A 13618-nucleotide genomic window follows, 5' to 3' on the forward strand; every position below is an offset into this window, starting at 1 on the left:
CGCCTTCCAGGCTTCCTCAGCGCCGTTCGAACCGCCCGTCCTCGGCGCCGACTGAGTGGGCGAAGAACTCGTAGGCGGCCTCCATCCGCTCACGCGCGTCGTCGAGGCCCAGGGGGGTGGCCGGGAGCCCCGCGTCTTCGAGGATCTCCTTCGTCCTGCGCTCCCTGTCGTCCTGCGCGACCCCGATCGCCCGCATGAGCTCCTCCGCCAGGACGTGGCTGTCCAGGCGCATGACGCGAGGGTTGAGGTCGATCCTCTCGACCCTGCCCGAGGGGTCGACGGTCACGCCGATCAGCCCGTCCGCCCCGGTTCCCGTGCCGCGTACCTCGTCCAGTTCGCCTTCGATCTCGGCCAGGCGCGCCGTCTGACGTTCGGCGTCTCTGCTGATGCGTTCCAGGTCTTCCAGCCCGAAGTTGGTGGGATCGAACACCACGCGCCTCCTCCTGACGATGAGTGACAACAGATAACCGAAATCACTCCTGACACCAGAAAAGCCACACGGTACCGTAAAGATCACTTAAACACCGCTGTTCACACGCGAAACCACCAGATGTCCAAAAGCTGAACTACACGGGGGTACGTCGGCGGATGAGTCAGAACATTCACGTCACCTCGACCTGCATCGCGAACATCCAGCGCAACCTCAACGAACGAGTGGTACCGGCGTTCGAGGACCTCAAGACGAAGATCGACGAGACCAACGTCGACAGCCCCGGGTTCGGCCTGCTCGGTCTCGCCTTCGGCGGCGCGTACGAGAGCACGCAGCGCGACGTCAAGAAGTCCGTCGAGGACGCCACCGCCGCGATCAACGCCTGGGTCGGCGCCCTGGAGACCATCAAGCAGAACTGGAGGGACGCCGAGGACGCGAGCAAGGTCACCTACTCATGACGGCTCCGCCGGAAGGCGCCGGCTCCCCCATCCGGGAAGTCCGGGAAACCCGAGAAGAACGACGGCAGCGACAGCAAAGGCGGCGGAGAAGGTGACGGGACCGAAGGTCGACCTCACCCACCATGGTCGGGCGGCGACGGCGGCGCGCAGGGAGCTCACGGCTTTCGCGGACGAGGCCCTCAAGGCGCTCAGGGCGAACGCCAGGCCGGTTCCGGCCCTGGCCACCGCGGTGGCCATCGTGAGCACGGCCGTGGCGAACACCCCGGGGATGAACGACGCCAAGGCCAACTGGAACGCCCTGGCCAAGGCCCTTGAAGTCGCCTACCCCTCTCTCATCGGCAACGCGGTCTTCCTGTCCCGTGCCGACTGGCAGGCCGACGACCGCGAGGAGTTCCTGAACGCGACCGCCCTGTTCAGTGGCGAGCTGCAGAAGCTCAGCGGCGTCTGCTACACCCTGGAGGGCAAGGTGGACGCGGTCCACCAGGCGTACTACGACTACTGGAAGGGAATCCTCGTCCTTTCCTCCGCGGTGGCCCTCTACATAACGGCCATCCGGCTCGCGAGCAGGGGAAATCCGGCCACGGCCGCCGCCGCGCAGGTGGCGCTCCAGCGAATCGGCCCCATCGTCAACAGCCTCGCGGCCAAGATGACCGCGCTTCTGGGCGGCTACCTCGCCCTGATAGGCACCACCCTGCTTCCCCTCACGCAGCGGATGCTCGACCTGAACAACATCATGCCGACCGGCGCCATGAAGATCGACTTCAAGAAGGCCGTCATCTCCACGGAGCCGCCCTCGGCCTGGGTCGCCCCCAAGCGTGAGGTGGGGGAGCCCGCCTCGAACAAGCCCGACCCCAAGGTCGACGCGACACTCGACAAGATCAACGGCAGGTAGCGCCGGGTCAGAAACCCGAGGACAGGTCCCGCAGGGTGCGGGCCAGGTCCTCGCCGATCTCCTCAAGCTGGCGGCGGGCCGCGGCCATGTCCAGCGTGATCGGCTCGCCGCCCGTCGCCTCGCTGATCAGTTCCTCGCTACGGCGCCGCGCGTCGTCCTGCGCCGCGCGGACCGCCTCGGTGACCGCCTCGGCGATCGTGGCGGTGTCCAGGCGCGCGATCCTGGGGTCGAGGGTGACGCGCTCCAGGCGTCCCGTCGAGTCGACCACGGCCCGCGCCATGCCGTCGGCCGCCTCGCCCTCTCCGGTGATCGCGCCGAGCTCGTACTGGACGCCGCCGAGCCTGTTCAGCATCTCGTCGCTGCGCCGTACGAACTCGTCGAGACCTTCCGGGGTGTCCAGGCGCAGGTCGTCGAAGTCGCGGTTCATCTGTGTCATGGCGCCGGAAGCTCTCTCTTGGGGGCCAGCCACTGGAAACCCGCCGAGGGCGGGAGCCGGGTCGGCTGCCCGGGTTGCGAGGGGGGCGGTTTCTGGAAGGAGGGCAGGTTCCCCGTCACGATCATCGCCTGGGTGAAGTCGATCTTCGCGGCGCCGGTCGGCGAGAGGTTGAACATCTGCCAGAACGCCTTGCCCGAGAAGAACAGCGAGACGCTGCTCGCCCCCGCGGCGATGATCTTCACCAGCGCGGCGGTCGAGGCGCCGATGATGCTGCTGGCCAGGGTGCCGAGCATTCTCAGGTTGAGCATGGCCGACCCGGCGAACGGTGTCGTCAGCATGGCCGCGGCGATCAGCAGCAGGGAGATCAGCCGGGCGGCCAGCGCGGCGAGCGCGGCCCAGTAGGCGCGGTAGGCGTCGCCGAGCTCGTCCACGATCCCCGCGACGGCCTTGACGTAGGCGCGCAGGCTCTCCACCGCCTCCTGGTACTGCTGGACCGCGTGGTTGAACGCCTCACGGTCCTTGGCGATCCACCCGTCCTTCTCCTTGTCCCGCAGGGAGGCCAGGAAGCTCTTGTTGAGGGTGTCCAGGCGCGAGTGGATCGACTCCCAGTTGTTGTAGGCGTCGGCCATCCCCGGCACGTTGGCGACCGCCGTCCCCGCGATCGCCACGCCCGCCCACAGGGTCGGCGCGAGCCGCGCGCCCTTCTCCAGACTGCTGATGATCTTCGAGGAGTTGACGACGACGCCCTTGGCGCTGCGTGTCGCGGTCCTCCACCGGGGCCTGTTCGAGACGGTCATCGGCGGACGACGACGCCGCTGGCCGCTTCCGCGGTCTTCCAGTTGCCCTCGGCCGTCAGCAGCCCCTCCTGCCAGGAGGCCAGGACGTCGAGGGCCTCGGTGAACCTCTCCTCCATCTGGCGCTGGATCTGGCGGTACCTGATCCCGATCGCCACCTCACCGGCCGCCCCCCAGCCGGGAAAGGACACGTGGGTGCTCGCCACCATGTCCCGCAGTTCCCTGACCTTGGGGATGGTGGTGTCCGTCACCTCGGTGTGGAGTGCTCGAATCGCGTCGGACGTGACGTGAATGTCCAGCGCCATGTGCCCCTCCTTGATCAACGGTCGTTCCTGTATCTCCTATCACCGCCCGGCCCGCCGTCCCGGCTTTCCCGGACCTTGTTCAGCGGGCTTTCGATGATCGGAAACGCTCTGGACGGCAACCGTTTACATCCACCACAAAAAGGACCATTTTCAAGATCGTCCTTCTATGCTTGCGGTAACGCATCCAGCGATACGGGGGTTGGGATGCAGACCCGGCGTGACCTCTACCAGGCGTACAGGCTGATGACGCAGCGCCTGGGCACCGCCCTGCTCCAGGGCGAACCAGACCTGCCCGAGTCGCCCATGCGCAGACACAACGTGGCGATGTTCGGCGGCGTACTGGTCGCCGTGCTGGTCGCGGCCGTCTTCGGCGTGATCGGCCTGCTGCGGCCGGGCAACGCGACCGCGCTCACCGACCCGGGAACCGTGATCGTCGAGGAGGAGACGGGCGCCACGTTCGTCTACAGCGCCCCCCAGGGCACGATGATCCCGGTCGTCAACATGGCCTCCGCGCGGCTGCTGGTCGGCCAGGAGAACGTGAAGGTGCGTGTGGTCAGCTCCGCCTCGCTGTCCGGCTACCCCCGCGGCACGCTGGTCGGCATCCCCGGCGCCCCGGAGTCGCTGCCCGCCCGTGACCGCCTGGTCCGCTCCCCCTGGTCGGCCTGCGTGGTCGAGGGGGCGGACGCCAACGGCGAGCGCAGGCCGTACACCACCCTGGTCGGGGGGTTCGCCGTCGGCGGCGAACCGATCGGGCAGGACAAGGCCATGCTCGTCGAACAGGACGGGCAGGCCTGGCTGCTCTGGTCGAACCAGCGGATGCGCGTCTCCACCGAGGGGGCACGGGCGCTGACCGAGGAGCGGCCCCGACAGGTCCCGCTGGCCTGGCTCAACGCGTTGCCCGCCGGGCCCGACTTCCGCTCTCCCTCCGTCCCCGGCCTCGGCCGCCAGACGCGTGGCCCCGACGGCGGCGCGTCGATCGTCGGCAGGGTGTTCACCGTTGCGCCGGTCGCCGGCGGAGGCGCCAAGTGGTACGTCCAGCTGGCCGACGGCCTGGCGCCCCTCACGCCGGCCCAGGCCGCCCTGCTGCTGCAGGACCCCGGCAGCAAGAAGGCGTACGGCCGGGCCCCGGTCAAGGCGATCGAGCTTGACCCGGCGACCGCGACCGGCGCCAGGCGTTCGGCGACCTCGATGGGCGGCGGCGACCTCCCGCGGACCATGCCCGCGGTCATCACCCCGCCGTCGACCAGCCCGGTCTGCGCCGTCTACGCCGACACCGAGCGCGGCTCGGCCAAGGCGCTGCTGACGGTCGGCAGCACGGTCGCGGTCCCCACGCCGCCGAAGGGCTGGTTCAACCAGGACGTGGTCGACCAGGTGGTCCTGCCGTACGGCGGAGGCGCCCTGGCCGGGCTGCTGCCCGGGGACGGCAGGCTGGACGCGATCCAGTCGCTCTACCTGGTCGACGACCAGGGACGGCGGCACGCCGTCACCTCACCGCAGGCGCTGACCGCCCTCGGCTACACGACGCAGGACATCGCCCCGCTGCCCGCGCACCTGGTGCACCTGATCCCCGAGGGACCGGCGCTCGACATCCCGGCGGCCAGGAAACCGGTGCAGGCCGACCGGCCCCGGACCACCGGGCCGCAGCAGCGACAGTGACCGGTCAGAAGACGCCGGGAATGATTCCGCCCTTCGGCTTGGGAGGCTTCAACGCGGAGGTGTCCGGCTTCACCGTGAGTCCGGTGCTCTTCTCGTACTGCAGGTTGACCTGGGTGAAGTCCGTCTCCAGCTCCGGCATCGACTGCATGCCGTAGAACAGCCGTCCGTGCTCCTTCGCCATGTCGTTGACGATCATCAGGATCACCGAGACCGCCCCGATCGCCAGCAGCTTCTTCTTGAGCACGGCTCTGACGACGGCGTCGAGTCCCTTGAGAAAAGTGTTGATCTGCAGCATGAGACCCGCCCGCAGCGGCGGGAAGGCCCACAGGGCGAGGGAGGCGGCCGCCGCGACGGTCATGGCGCCGATCACGAGCGTGGCGAACTGGAAGGTCCTGTGGTACAGGGACGCGGTCTGGTCGAGGGTGTCGGCCGTTCCCGCGCGGAAACTCTTGACGCCGTCCAGCTGGGTGACGAATTCGTCGATGGTGGCGGCGAAGAGCTTCTGCGCGTCCCCCTCCCACTTGCCCTCCTTCTCGGCCCTCCCCTTCAGGTCGATCAGTTGTTGTTTGAGCGTGTCGATGTCGACCCCGCCCGCCCCCTTCGGGTCACGCCACTCACCGGCCGCCTTCGCCATGTCGCCGGGGTTGGAGACCATCGTCCCGATGGCCGCGACGATGAGGTAGGCCCCCGGATGCATGAGGACGGCCGCGGCGGCGAGCCCCGTCGGGATCAACGACATGTATCCCCATCGATCACTCTCGTAGGCCACGGCTCGTCTCCTTCTCCGGCATCCGGTTCCCGCTCATACGCCTCAGCGTTCCGTCTCCCTCGGGCCGCGGCCCGAGGGGGTCAGTCATTCCTGGCCGATCACCGGTGGGGCGATGTCCTCGTCGCCGCCCCAGACGCTCTCGTCCTCCGAGGTCCAGGTGGTCTTCTCGCGTTCCTTGCCCTGCTCGCCGCCCGCGCCACCGGGTGCCATCGGCATCATCGGCATGCCGCCCATGCCACCCGCGCCGCCCGTGCCCGTGCCGGACAGGCCGCCCGGGAGGGCCCCGTTGCCGCCGACCCCGGAGAACCCGCCGCCCCGGCCGGACGAGCCCGGCCCCAGCGTGTCTCCCGTCCAGGTGGTACCGCCCGGCAGTCCCGAATTCCCGGTCGGCACGTTACCCAGATTGCCCAGGTTGCCCACGTTGGGAGGGTTGTAGGACGACAGGGCGGTCTTCGTGGGGTCGTCCAGCCCGAGGCCGGGCTTGTTGAGGTCGCCCCCGACGCCGTTCGGATCGGGGAGCTTGGCCCCGGGCAGATTGGAGTCCGGCAGGTTTTGGTTCGTCCCGTTCTGGCCGGGGAAATTGGTGTTGTCAGGGAACTTGACGTCGTCAGGCTTGGTGCCTTCGAGGGATCTGGTGTCGTCGGGGAACTTGCGGTCCAGCAGGTCCTTGTCCAACGAATCCGTCCCCGACCCGGGGAACTTCATATCGTCACCGGCCCCACCGTCGAGGCCACCGCCCATCTTGGGGAGACCGGCACCTCCCAGCTTGCCGGGGCCTCCCAGATTGCCGGGACCCCCCAGACCGCCGGGGCCTGGCTTCTCCTCGGTCGTGCTCGCCTTCTCCGCGGCCGCGTAGTTCTCGGACGCGGCCTTGAGAGCCGCGTTCCACGAGTCGATCGCCGCCTTGCCCGCCTTGAGGGCGTTGACGGCGCCGTCGCGGGCGGTGTCGTGGGCGGTGTTCAGCCCTATCCCGAGCACGCCGAAGGCGGGCGGGGCGATGCCGATCGAACCGGTGCCGTGGATGAGACCGTCGACGTCCTTGGCCCGGCTGCCGAACTCGGTGCCGAGGTTCTTCAGCTGGTCATCGGTGAACGAGACGACCTTGGCGGGACCACCGACCCCGAGCGAGATCCCGTCCAGTGGCGAATCGCCCATTTCCTCTCCTCACGACATCCTCACGACAGACCATCACATCAGACGATCACGGGGGGAGTGGTGTCGCCACCGTTGCCCCAGACCTCGTCGTCCTCCAGGAGCCAGGTGCTGCTCTCCCGGTCCTGGTTCTCCTCCGAGCCCGCGCCGCCGCCGGGAGCCATCGGCATCATCGGCATCCCCGGGGTTCCCGCGCCCCGAAGCCCCCCGGCCCCCGCGCCGAGGCCTCCGGCGCCGCCGAGGCCCCCGGTGCCGCCCGGCAGGCCGACCCCCACCCCGACGCCGGTTCCCGTTCCCGTGCCGGCGTTCGTACCGGTGCCGATCAGGCCGTTGGCGTTGCCGAAGGTGCCCGCTCCCTGGCCGTTGGGCAGACCGGGCGTGCCGTTGCCCAGGTCGTTGGGGTTCAGGCCGGCGAGGGAGGTCGAGCCGGTACCGAACCGGTCGTTCGGATCGGTGCCGGGGAGGGAGCCGTTCACGGTTCCCGGGTTCGTGAGGTTCGGGTCGGAGCCGTCGGCGCCGGAGCCCGGACCGCCCGTCCCCGAACCGGGCGGGAAGCCGTCCACCGATCCGGGCCCCTGCCCGGGGAGGTCCTTGCCGCCCTGTCCTGAACCGTCCAGGCCGCCCAGGTCACCCTGGCCGTAGGGGTCCGAGCCGTTCAGACCCAGGCGGTTGGTGGGGTCGTCGACGGACAGCCGGGTGGGCGTGCCGTTGTAGTCGCCCCCGCCCGGCCCCGTGACCCTTCCCCCGGGGCCCGTGGGCAGGTTGACGCCGCCGTAGTCGGGCACGGGGAGCTGCATCGGGGTCGGCAGCGAGTGCTGCACGTCCTCGGGGAGTTCCCTGTAGTGCTGGATGATCTTCTCGTTGATCTCGTTGAACCGGTCCCTTGCCCTGTCCTCGGCGCGGTACGCGCCGTAGAACGGGATCTGGTCCGCCCAGTCGGTGTCGTGGTCGGAGCGCGAGTCCTCGCCCCGCTTGGTGACGATGTTGCGCTGGGCCCAGTTGAGCGTCTCGGAGTAGCCGCGCAGCGTGGTGCCGACCTGCCGCATCTTGCCCGCCAGCTCGCGGATGCTCCCGTGCAGTCGCTGGAGCTCCTTCTGGGCCTCGACGCTCTCGGCTCCCTTGTAGGTCCCGGCCAGATCGGTCGCCCGCTGCTTGAGGGTGGCCGCGGCCTCCTGGAGCAGGTCGTGCGCGGCGACGTAGTAGTCACCCGCGCGCTTCACCGAGTTCGGCTGGGTGGCGTCCACCCACTCTCTGACCTGGTCCTTGATGCTGTCGAAGAGCGTGACCGACAGGTGCGTCTCCTGCGGCTCGATGCCGTACTTGAGCCGGTTGGAGCCTGTTTCCGCCATGATGGCCTCCCTATCAGGCGCCCGTCTTGGGAGCCGTGCCCTCGTTCGCCACCTCAGCGCCGTCGTAGGCCTTGGCGATCTCGTAGAGCGTGTCGATGACGGCCTTGTACTGCTCGATCGTCGAGGAGTACAGGCCGCCGCCCTTCTGGCCCCGCTCTCCGACGAGGACCGAGTAGGACGTGTTGATCGCCATGGTGAACTGCTGGGCGGTCAGCCACTTGCCGAGGTGCTCGTCGCTGAGCGCGCACTGCAGTTGCAGGTCGGGAAGCGACCCGCCCCCCGGGGGAGGCCCCGACAGTTCGGCGCGTTCTCCCCTGGCCGTCGCCACCGCGGTCGCGGGGGGCGGCGTGGGGGTCGTCAGCTTCTGCAGCGCCTTCTCCAGCAGCCCGGCGATCTCCTTGATCGTGGCGCGGTTCAGGTCGGGACCGCCCTTGCCGCTGCTGTCGCTCTTGACGGTCAGACCGGGCCAGTCGGGATCGAGCTCGATCGCCATGCCGCACCTTTCGGAAAGTTCGGAAAAGTCAGGTGATGACCGGGGGGATCACGTCTCCACGGGAGTTCCAGACGTCCTGATCCTCGGACAGCCAGGTCGTGCGCTCCTGGCCTTGCTCCTCGGCCCCGCCGCCCGCGCCTCCGCCCGGCGACATGAACGGCATCATCGGGGAGCCGCCCCTGCTCGCCGGGGACGACGCCCCGGGTACGGCTCCCGCCCCGCCTGTCCCGAGGCCGGGACCGCCGAATCCGGGGCCGCCGATCACCGTGGGGGCGAGGGGCGGGCCGGACGTCGTGACCGGGGACACGGGCAGGACCGTGTGCTGCTGGATCGTGGGCGGCGCGACCAGGTTGGTCGGGGCGAAGCTCGCGACCTCGGTCCTTCCCGAGCCGTGGGTGGCGCCGGTGCCGTCGGACGTGGTCTCGTGCCCGCCGATCACAGCCGGGGCCGTGCCGTCCCCGCCCGAACCCGGGCCTGCCGTCTGGCCGCCGGGGCCGGTCGGTCCCGGCTCTCCCGGGGAGCCCTGGCCGCCGGTACCCGAACCGGGGCCGGTCGTGCCCGAACCGTCGGTGCCGCCGGTGCCGCCGGGGTGACCCGGGGTGCCGGCGCCCTGGGAGCCGTCGTCCGTGCCGTCCGGGCCGCCCGTGCCGCTGTGTCCGCCGTTCGTGCCGCCGGTGCCGTACGGACCGTCGGCCGGTGAGCCGCTTCCCCGCCAGGGGCCGGTGTCCGTCCGCGAGGTGCTCCCGTTGCCCCGCGAACCGGTCGGCCGTCCCACCGAGGAGTAGTCCGTGGTCGTGTAACCGCCGGTCCCCGCGGGTTCCGCGGCGGCCGGAAGCGTGTAGGTGAACTCCTCGGGGATCTTCGCGTAGAGCTCGACGATCTGCCCGTTGAGCTTCTTCAGGAGGTTGCGGGCGTCGACCGTCCCGTCCGCCTCGGGGGGCTGCGGGCCCACCTGAAGCGCCTTCGCCCGCTTCGTGCGCAGGCCTTCCATCTCCTGGCGCGCCGCGGGCAGGTTAACGCCCCCGTACGTCCGCAGGACGGCGCCGACCTCCTTCATCACCGCGGCCAGCTCGGTGCCCGTCGTGTGCAGCATGCGTATGGCCTTGTGCGTCTCGACGGCGGCCGGGCCGCCCCAGACCTGGGCCAGCCTGGCCGCGTTGCCCTCCAGGGCACCGGTGACGAGTTCGATGACGGCGGCCCCGTTGGTGAACCCGAAGCCGGCGTTCTCGATCTCGGCCGGCGAGGTGCCCTTGAGCCAGTCGTCGATCGCCGTGAAGGAGTCGCCGACCTCCCCCTGGACCGGTGCGGCGGCCGAACGGACCCGCACGGTCCGTTTCTGGGTGTCCACTGCTCCCCCTGTCACCCGTTCCCGGCGCCGTTGGCGGTGTTGGCGCCGTCGTACTCTTTCGCGCTGTCCCTGATCGTCTTGATGACCTGGGCGTACTGCGCGACGAACTCCGCGTAGACCTGGGCGAGGACCGCGATCCTGCCGTCCGTGGAGGCTCCCCCGGCGACCGTCTGCCCGAACGTCCGGGCGGCGGGCCACTCGCCGACCTCCTGGCCGCTCAGGTTTCCGCTGGTCTCGACGCTGGCCGCGGAACCCGTCGTGTAGCCCTCGAAGAACGCGGGGCCCGCGAACCCCGCGGCGTACTCCTCAAGCTCCTGCGCGACCTTTCTCATCTGGAAGGTGTCGAACTCGGTGATGTTCGCCACGTCGTCCAGACTCGGCCACTCCGATGCGCTCATGCCTCTCCTCGGCGCGCCCGGCGCCACCCCGGCCGCCGCGTACGGCGGCGGCCGGAGAGCACCCGCTCACACGGCGACCGTGTCAGTGGTTGCTCCAGATGGCCTTGTTCCGCGCCTCGGCGGCCTTGTAGTTCTCGCTGGCGATGCCCAGGGCCTTGGCGGCCTCGTTGAGCTGACGCCCCATCTCCTGCTCCGCGGCGTCCCAGACCTTCCTGTGCTCCTCGAAGAAGTTGGCCGCGTCACCGGCCCAGTGCTCCCCGAGCACCTGCTGGAGCTTGGTGATGAGGTCGTCGGTCGCCTTGTCCATGGCGGTGACGACCTGGAGGAGGCCCAGCTCGGCCTTCTCCATCTCCACGAAGTTGACCTTCGTATAGTCGGACACTCTGTTCTCCGTCCTCGACTGCGGGATGGGGCCGTACTACCTGGCGCCGGTGTTGATGAGCGCGTCAACCCGGTTCATACCGGACTGCACGTCCTGGTCGGCCGCGTCGTAGGTGACGGAGCTGTCGCCCAGGTTCTGGGCGATCTTCTCCAGGTCACTCCGTACGATCGTCATCTGCCGGTCCCACTCGCGCATGGCGCCCAGGAACTTGGCCGAAGCAGTGCCCAGCCAGCCCGAGGCCGTCAGCTCCTGCGTGGTCGTCTCGACGCCCTTGCGCAGGCCCTCGACGTACTGCGCGGTGTCCACGACGAGCTCGGACGCCTTCTTGATCTGTGCGGGGCTCGCACCGAAAAACTCCGCCACCGGTCACACCTCCGTGACATAAGGCCTGCTTGTCCGTGGTGGTGTCACGCCCCCGTGCGGACCGTACGGCCCACGCGATGCCACCCGGATGGCCAGAGAAGCCACACGAGCGGACAGAAAGGACTACCCCGACGAACATCATCAGACGGCATGCTAGCCATCAGGGATCACATAGCTAACATGCATTCATATTACGGAAAAGTAAACATTTAGCGTCTTATCTATAAACGAGCAGGCCAGACGAGTGCGTGACTCCTCCATCACGGAAAGAAGTCGGCGAAAAAACGGCGACGTTCCGTGATCTGGAAAGCCGTCTACGTGAACTCACAGTTCGAGACGGCGCCGGATGCGGTCGAGTTCCCCCATCACGTCCTGGAAGGCACGGTCGTAGGCGACCCCCGCCTCCTGGACCTGCTCCAGCGGCCCGTCCGGGCCGCCGAACGTCCTCAGCGGATTGTCCCCCTCGCCGAACGCCTGATCCGCGGCCTCGGCGAGCTGTCTCTGCAGGTCCCTGGACGCCTCGGCGAAGACCTCCTTGATCCGCTCAGCCAGTTCGCCCGAACTGAGCCGCATGGCCTTGGGGTGCAGTTCGAGCCCCCGCAGTCCCTCCGCTGCGTACTCGACCGCGACCAGGCCGTCCTCGTCCTGGGCACGACCGACGAGCGTGGTGATCGTCCTCTGCAGCTCCTCCATTTTCGCGAATTGCGAACTGTTTCCAGAGAGCAGCTTTTCCACATCTATGTTGGCGAACTCACCGAATTCCATCTCGCTCCTTGATATGGCGCTGCCTGCGGCAGCGCGGGTTCGGGCGCTCCGAGCCGACGCTTTCCCTCGTCGCTCATCCGCTTCGCTCCTTCGCTCCTCAGTCCAAGCGCCGGCGCGCCCGAACCGGAAACTCCTCACGCACGGCACCGGTAAGGCATAAAAAGCCAAACCCCTCACACCTGGCGCCGGGGAGAAGCCCCGGTCAGCCGGCTAGGCCTCGGATCCAGGTGTAGAGGTCCAGGACGCCAAGGGCCAGGGGGAAGAGGGCGACTATGAGGACGATCTCCAGGATGTCGGCCGCCCTGCCCCAGAAGGGGGAGGGTTTGCCCGACTGCAGCCACAGGCCCATGCCCGCGGGTACGAGCGCGACGCACAGCAGGCCCATCGCCACGGCCAGGGCGACTCCGCCGCCGGCCAGGGCCCTGGAGAACGCCAGTACGGCCAGCCCGAAGACGCCGGAAAGCAGCAGCCACAGTCGCTGCCCGGTTCCCTGGAAGACACGGGCCCGCATGAGGAGCGTCAGTGACAGCGTGGCCGAGGTGGCCAGGGCGACCCAGCCGGGGTCGAAGGCCAGGTAGACCTGCGCCACCACCGAGGTCAGGCCGATTCCGGCGACGAAGCCGGTCGCGTAGCGCTGTGCCTGGGCGGTGCGCTCCATGATGGCCGGGCCGTCGATCCGCTGGTTGTCCAGGCGCAGTTCCTCGGCGTTGGTCGGCATCGAGGGCATCGGCAGACCGGCGAACCTGAAGGACAGCATCGGGAACAGCGGGCCGCACGCCAGCAGGACCGAGGCGGCGATCGCCCCCACCCCTGCCGGGGGTGCCTGGGCGAACATCACCACGGCCGCGCAGACGGCCCCCGTCGCCGAGGCGATGGACACACCGAGGAAGGCCTGCACGCCGTCCGCGACGGCCAGTGTGCCGATGGTCGCGACCAGGCCCGTCGTCGCGAACGCGGCCAGCATGTGCGCCGAGCCGAGCCCGGCCAGCCCCGTGTCCCCGGCGGGCGCCAGCAGTCCGGCGAGGAAGGCGTACGGCAGCGCCGCGCAGCCGATCATCGCACCCGCCGGCGCGTCGCCGACCGCCCTGGACAGCAGGCCGCCCGCGACGGTCAGCAACAGCGCGAAGGCTCCGGCGAAGACCGCCGAGACCCGCCAGGGTGGTCCGGAGAACAGCAGGACGAGGGCCCCGACCACCAGGAGGGCGGTCGCGGCGCCGACCCCGACGAAGCGGGTGTGCCTGACGCCCCAGCCTCCCGGCGCCTCCCTGAAGCCGGTGGCGACGACGTCGGCCACGTCGTCGAACATCGCGGGCGGCAGCACGGCCTCGCGGGGCCGCAGGTAGAGCACCTCCCCGTCGAGCACCCCGAGGGCGCCCAGGCTCTGGCCGATGTCGAGGGGGGAGCCGCCCGGCCGTTGCAGCACCCATCCGGGAGCGGCCGCGGATTCACCCCCGACCTCGCCCATCGCGCGTAACAAGCCCGGCAGGACGTGCGGGAGCGGGATGTCCGCGGGCAGCGCCAGATCGGCCTTCCTGCGGGGGGCGACGATCGTGATGTGGCACATGGGAGGCAACGGAGCGGCGCTCTGAACTGGGAGACCCGGTGTGACGGCCCCCTGGGGGGCCTGA

Annotated in this window: 17 protein-coding genes; 3 read left to right on the forward strand and 14 right to left on the reverse strand. The window is 69.5% G+C overall.

From position 1 onward, the window contains the following. Positions 1–16: 16 nt before the first annotated feature. Positions 17–433 (reverse strand): YbaB/EbfC family nucleoid-associated protein, encoded by a 417-nt coding sequence (locus tag ABZ463_RS08075; protein WP_352010211.1) that lies wholly within the window; start codon positions 431–433, stop codon positions 17–19. Positions 434–588: 155 nt separating this feature from the next. Between ABZ463_RS08075 and ABZ463_RS08080 the strand changes: the two genes are divergently transcribed. Both ABZ463_RS08080 and ABZ463_RS08085 read left to right on the forward strand, forming a co-directional pair. Beyond that, positions 589–888 (forward strand): hypothetical protein, encoded by a 300-nt coding sequence (locus tag ABZ463_RS08080; protein WP_352010210.1) that lies wholly within the window; start codon positions 589–591, stop codon positions 886–888. 91 nt (positions 889–979) lie between these two features. Beyond that, on the forward strand, positions 980–1780 hold the full coding sequence (locus tag ABZ463_RS08085; protein WP_362774219.1) for a hypothetical protein: 801 nt from the start codon (positions 980–982) through the stop codon (positions 1778–1780). 7 nt (positions 1781–1787) lie between these two features. Here the strand turns inward: ABZ463_RS08085 and ABZ463_RS08090 are convergent, their stop codons facing one another. From ABZ463_RS08090 to ABZ463_RS08100, 3 genes are read right to left on the reverse strand one after another with little or no spacing between them, the layout of a single operon-like run. Next, a complete protein-coding gene (locus tag ABZ463_RS08090) occupies positions 1788–2216 on the reverse strand; it encodes a YbaB/EbfC family nucleoid-associated protein (RefSeq protein WP_352010208.1) in 429 nt (142 codons plus the stop codon). Continuing rightward, positions 2213–3013, reverse strand: a complete 801-nt coding sequence (locus tag ABZ463_RS08095) for a hypothetical protein (RefSeq protein WP_362774222.1) — start codon at positions 3011–3013, stop codon at positions 2213–2215. The genes ABZ463_RS08090 and ABZ463_RS08095 overlap by 4 nt, the downstream gene beginning before the upstream one ends. Continuing rightward, positions 3010–3315 carry a hypothetical protein gene (locus ABZ463_RS08100; RefSeq protein ID WP_362774225.1) on the reverse strand — a complete coding sequence of 102 codons (306 nt, stop codon included), beginning with the start codon at positions 3313–3315 and terminating at the stop codon, positions 3010–3012. Before ABZ463_RS08100 ends, ABZ463_RS08095 begins: the two co-directional genes overlap by 4 nt. Before the next feature lie 204 nt (positions 3316–3519). Here ABZ463_RS08100 and eccB point away from each other — a divergent pair, with 204 nt between their 5' ends. After that, complete coding sequence (gene eccB / locus ABZ463_RS08105; protein WP_352010205.1) at positions 3520–4971, forward strand: type VII secretion protein EccB; 1452 nt, start codon at positions 3520–3522, stop codon at positions 4969–4971. A gap of 4 nt (positions 4972–4975) precedes the next feature. Here the strand turns inward: eccB and ABZ463_RS08110 are convergent, their stop codons facing one another. From ABZ463_RS08110 to eccD, 10 genes are all read right to left on the reverse strand, one after another. Continuing rightward, positions 4976–5740 carry a hypothetical protein gene (locus ABZ463_RS08110; protein WP_352010204.1) on the reverse strand — a complete coding sequence of 255 codons (765 nt, stop codon included), beginning with the start codon at positions 5738–5740 and terminating at the stop codon, positions 4976–4978. A gap of 84 nt (positions 5741–5824) precedes the next feature. Further along, positions 5825–6895, reverse strand: a complete 1071-nt coding sequence (locus ABZ463_RS08115; protein WP_362774229.1) for a hypothetical protein — start codon at positions 6893–6895, stop codon at positions 5825–5827. Positions 6896–6933: 38 nt separating this feature from the next. Further along, the gene (locus ABZ463_RS08120) at positions 6934–8241 is read right to left on the reverse strand and encodes a hypothetical protein (RefSeq protein ID WP_362774232.1); all 1308 of its coding nucleotides are present in this window, start codon (positions 8239–8241) and stop codon (positions 6934–6936) included. 13 nt (positions 8242–8254) lie between these two features. Beyond that, positions 8255–8734: a hypothetical protein gene (locus tag ABZ463_RS08125; RefSeq protein ID WP_362774235.1), complete on the reverse strand. Its 480-nt coding sequence runs from the start codon at positions 8732–8734 to the stop codon at positions 8255–8257. 28 nt (positions 8735–8762) lie between these two features. Then, entirely contained in the window at positions 8763–10082 is a 1320-nt protein-coding gene (locus tag ABZ463_RS08130; protein WP_362774238.1) for a hypothetical protein, read from the reverse strand. 11 nt (positions 10083–10093) lie between these two features. Then, a complete protein-coding gene (locus ABZ463_RS08135) occupies positions 10094–10480 on the reverse strand; it encodes a hypothetical protein (RefSeq protein WP_352010199.1) in 387 nt (128 codons plus the stop codon). An 82-nt stretch (positions 10481–10562) separates the two neighbouring features. Further along, the gene (locus ABZ463_RS08140; protein WP_352010198.1) at positions 10563–10862 is read right to left on the reverse strand and encodes a hypothetical protein; all 300 of its coding nucleotides are present in this window, start codon (positions 10860–10862) and stop codon (positions 10563–10565) included. 36 nt (positions 10863–10898) lie between these two features. Then, complete coding sequence (locus ABZ463_RS08145; RefSeq protein ID WP_352010197.1) at positions 10899–11225, reverse strand: WXG100 family type VII secretion target; 327 nt, start codon at positions 11223–11225, stop codon at positions 10899–10901. A 324-nt stretch (positions 11226–11549) separates the two neighbouring features. Continuing rightward, complete coding sequence (locus tag ABZ463_RS08150; RefSeq protein WP_352010196.1) at positions 11550–11918, reverse strand: YbaB/EbfC family DNA-binding protein; 369 nt, start codon at positions 11916–11918, stop codon at positions 11550–11552. Between the two features lie 274 nt (positions 11919–12192). Continuing rightward, entirely contained in the window at positions 12193–13554 is a 1362-nt protein-coding gene (gene eccD, locus ABZ463_RS08155; RefSeq protein WP_362774243.1) for a type VII secretion integral membrane protein EccD, read from the reverse strand. Between the last annotated feature and the right edge of the window lie 64 nt (positions 13555–13618).

Origin of the sequence: Streptosporangium sp. NPDC020145 (genome assembly GCF_040631275.1) — a bacterium.
In the GTDB taxonomy this organism is placed as follows: domain Bacteria; phylum Actinomycetota; class Actinomycetes; order Streptosporangiales; family Streptosporangiaceae; genus Streptosporangium.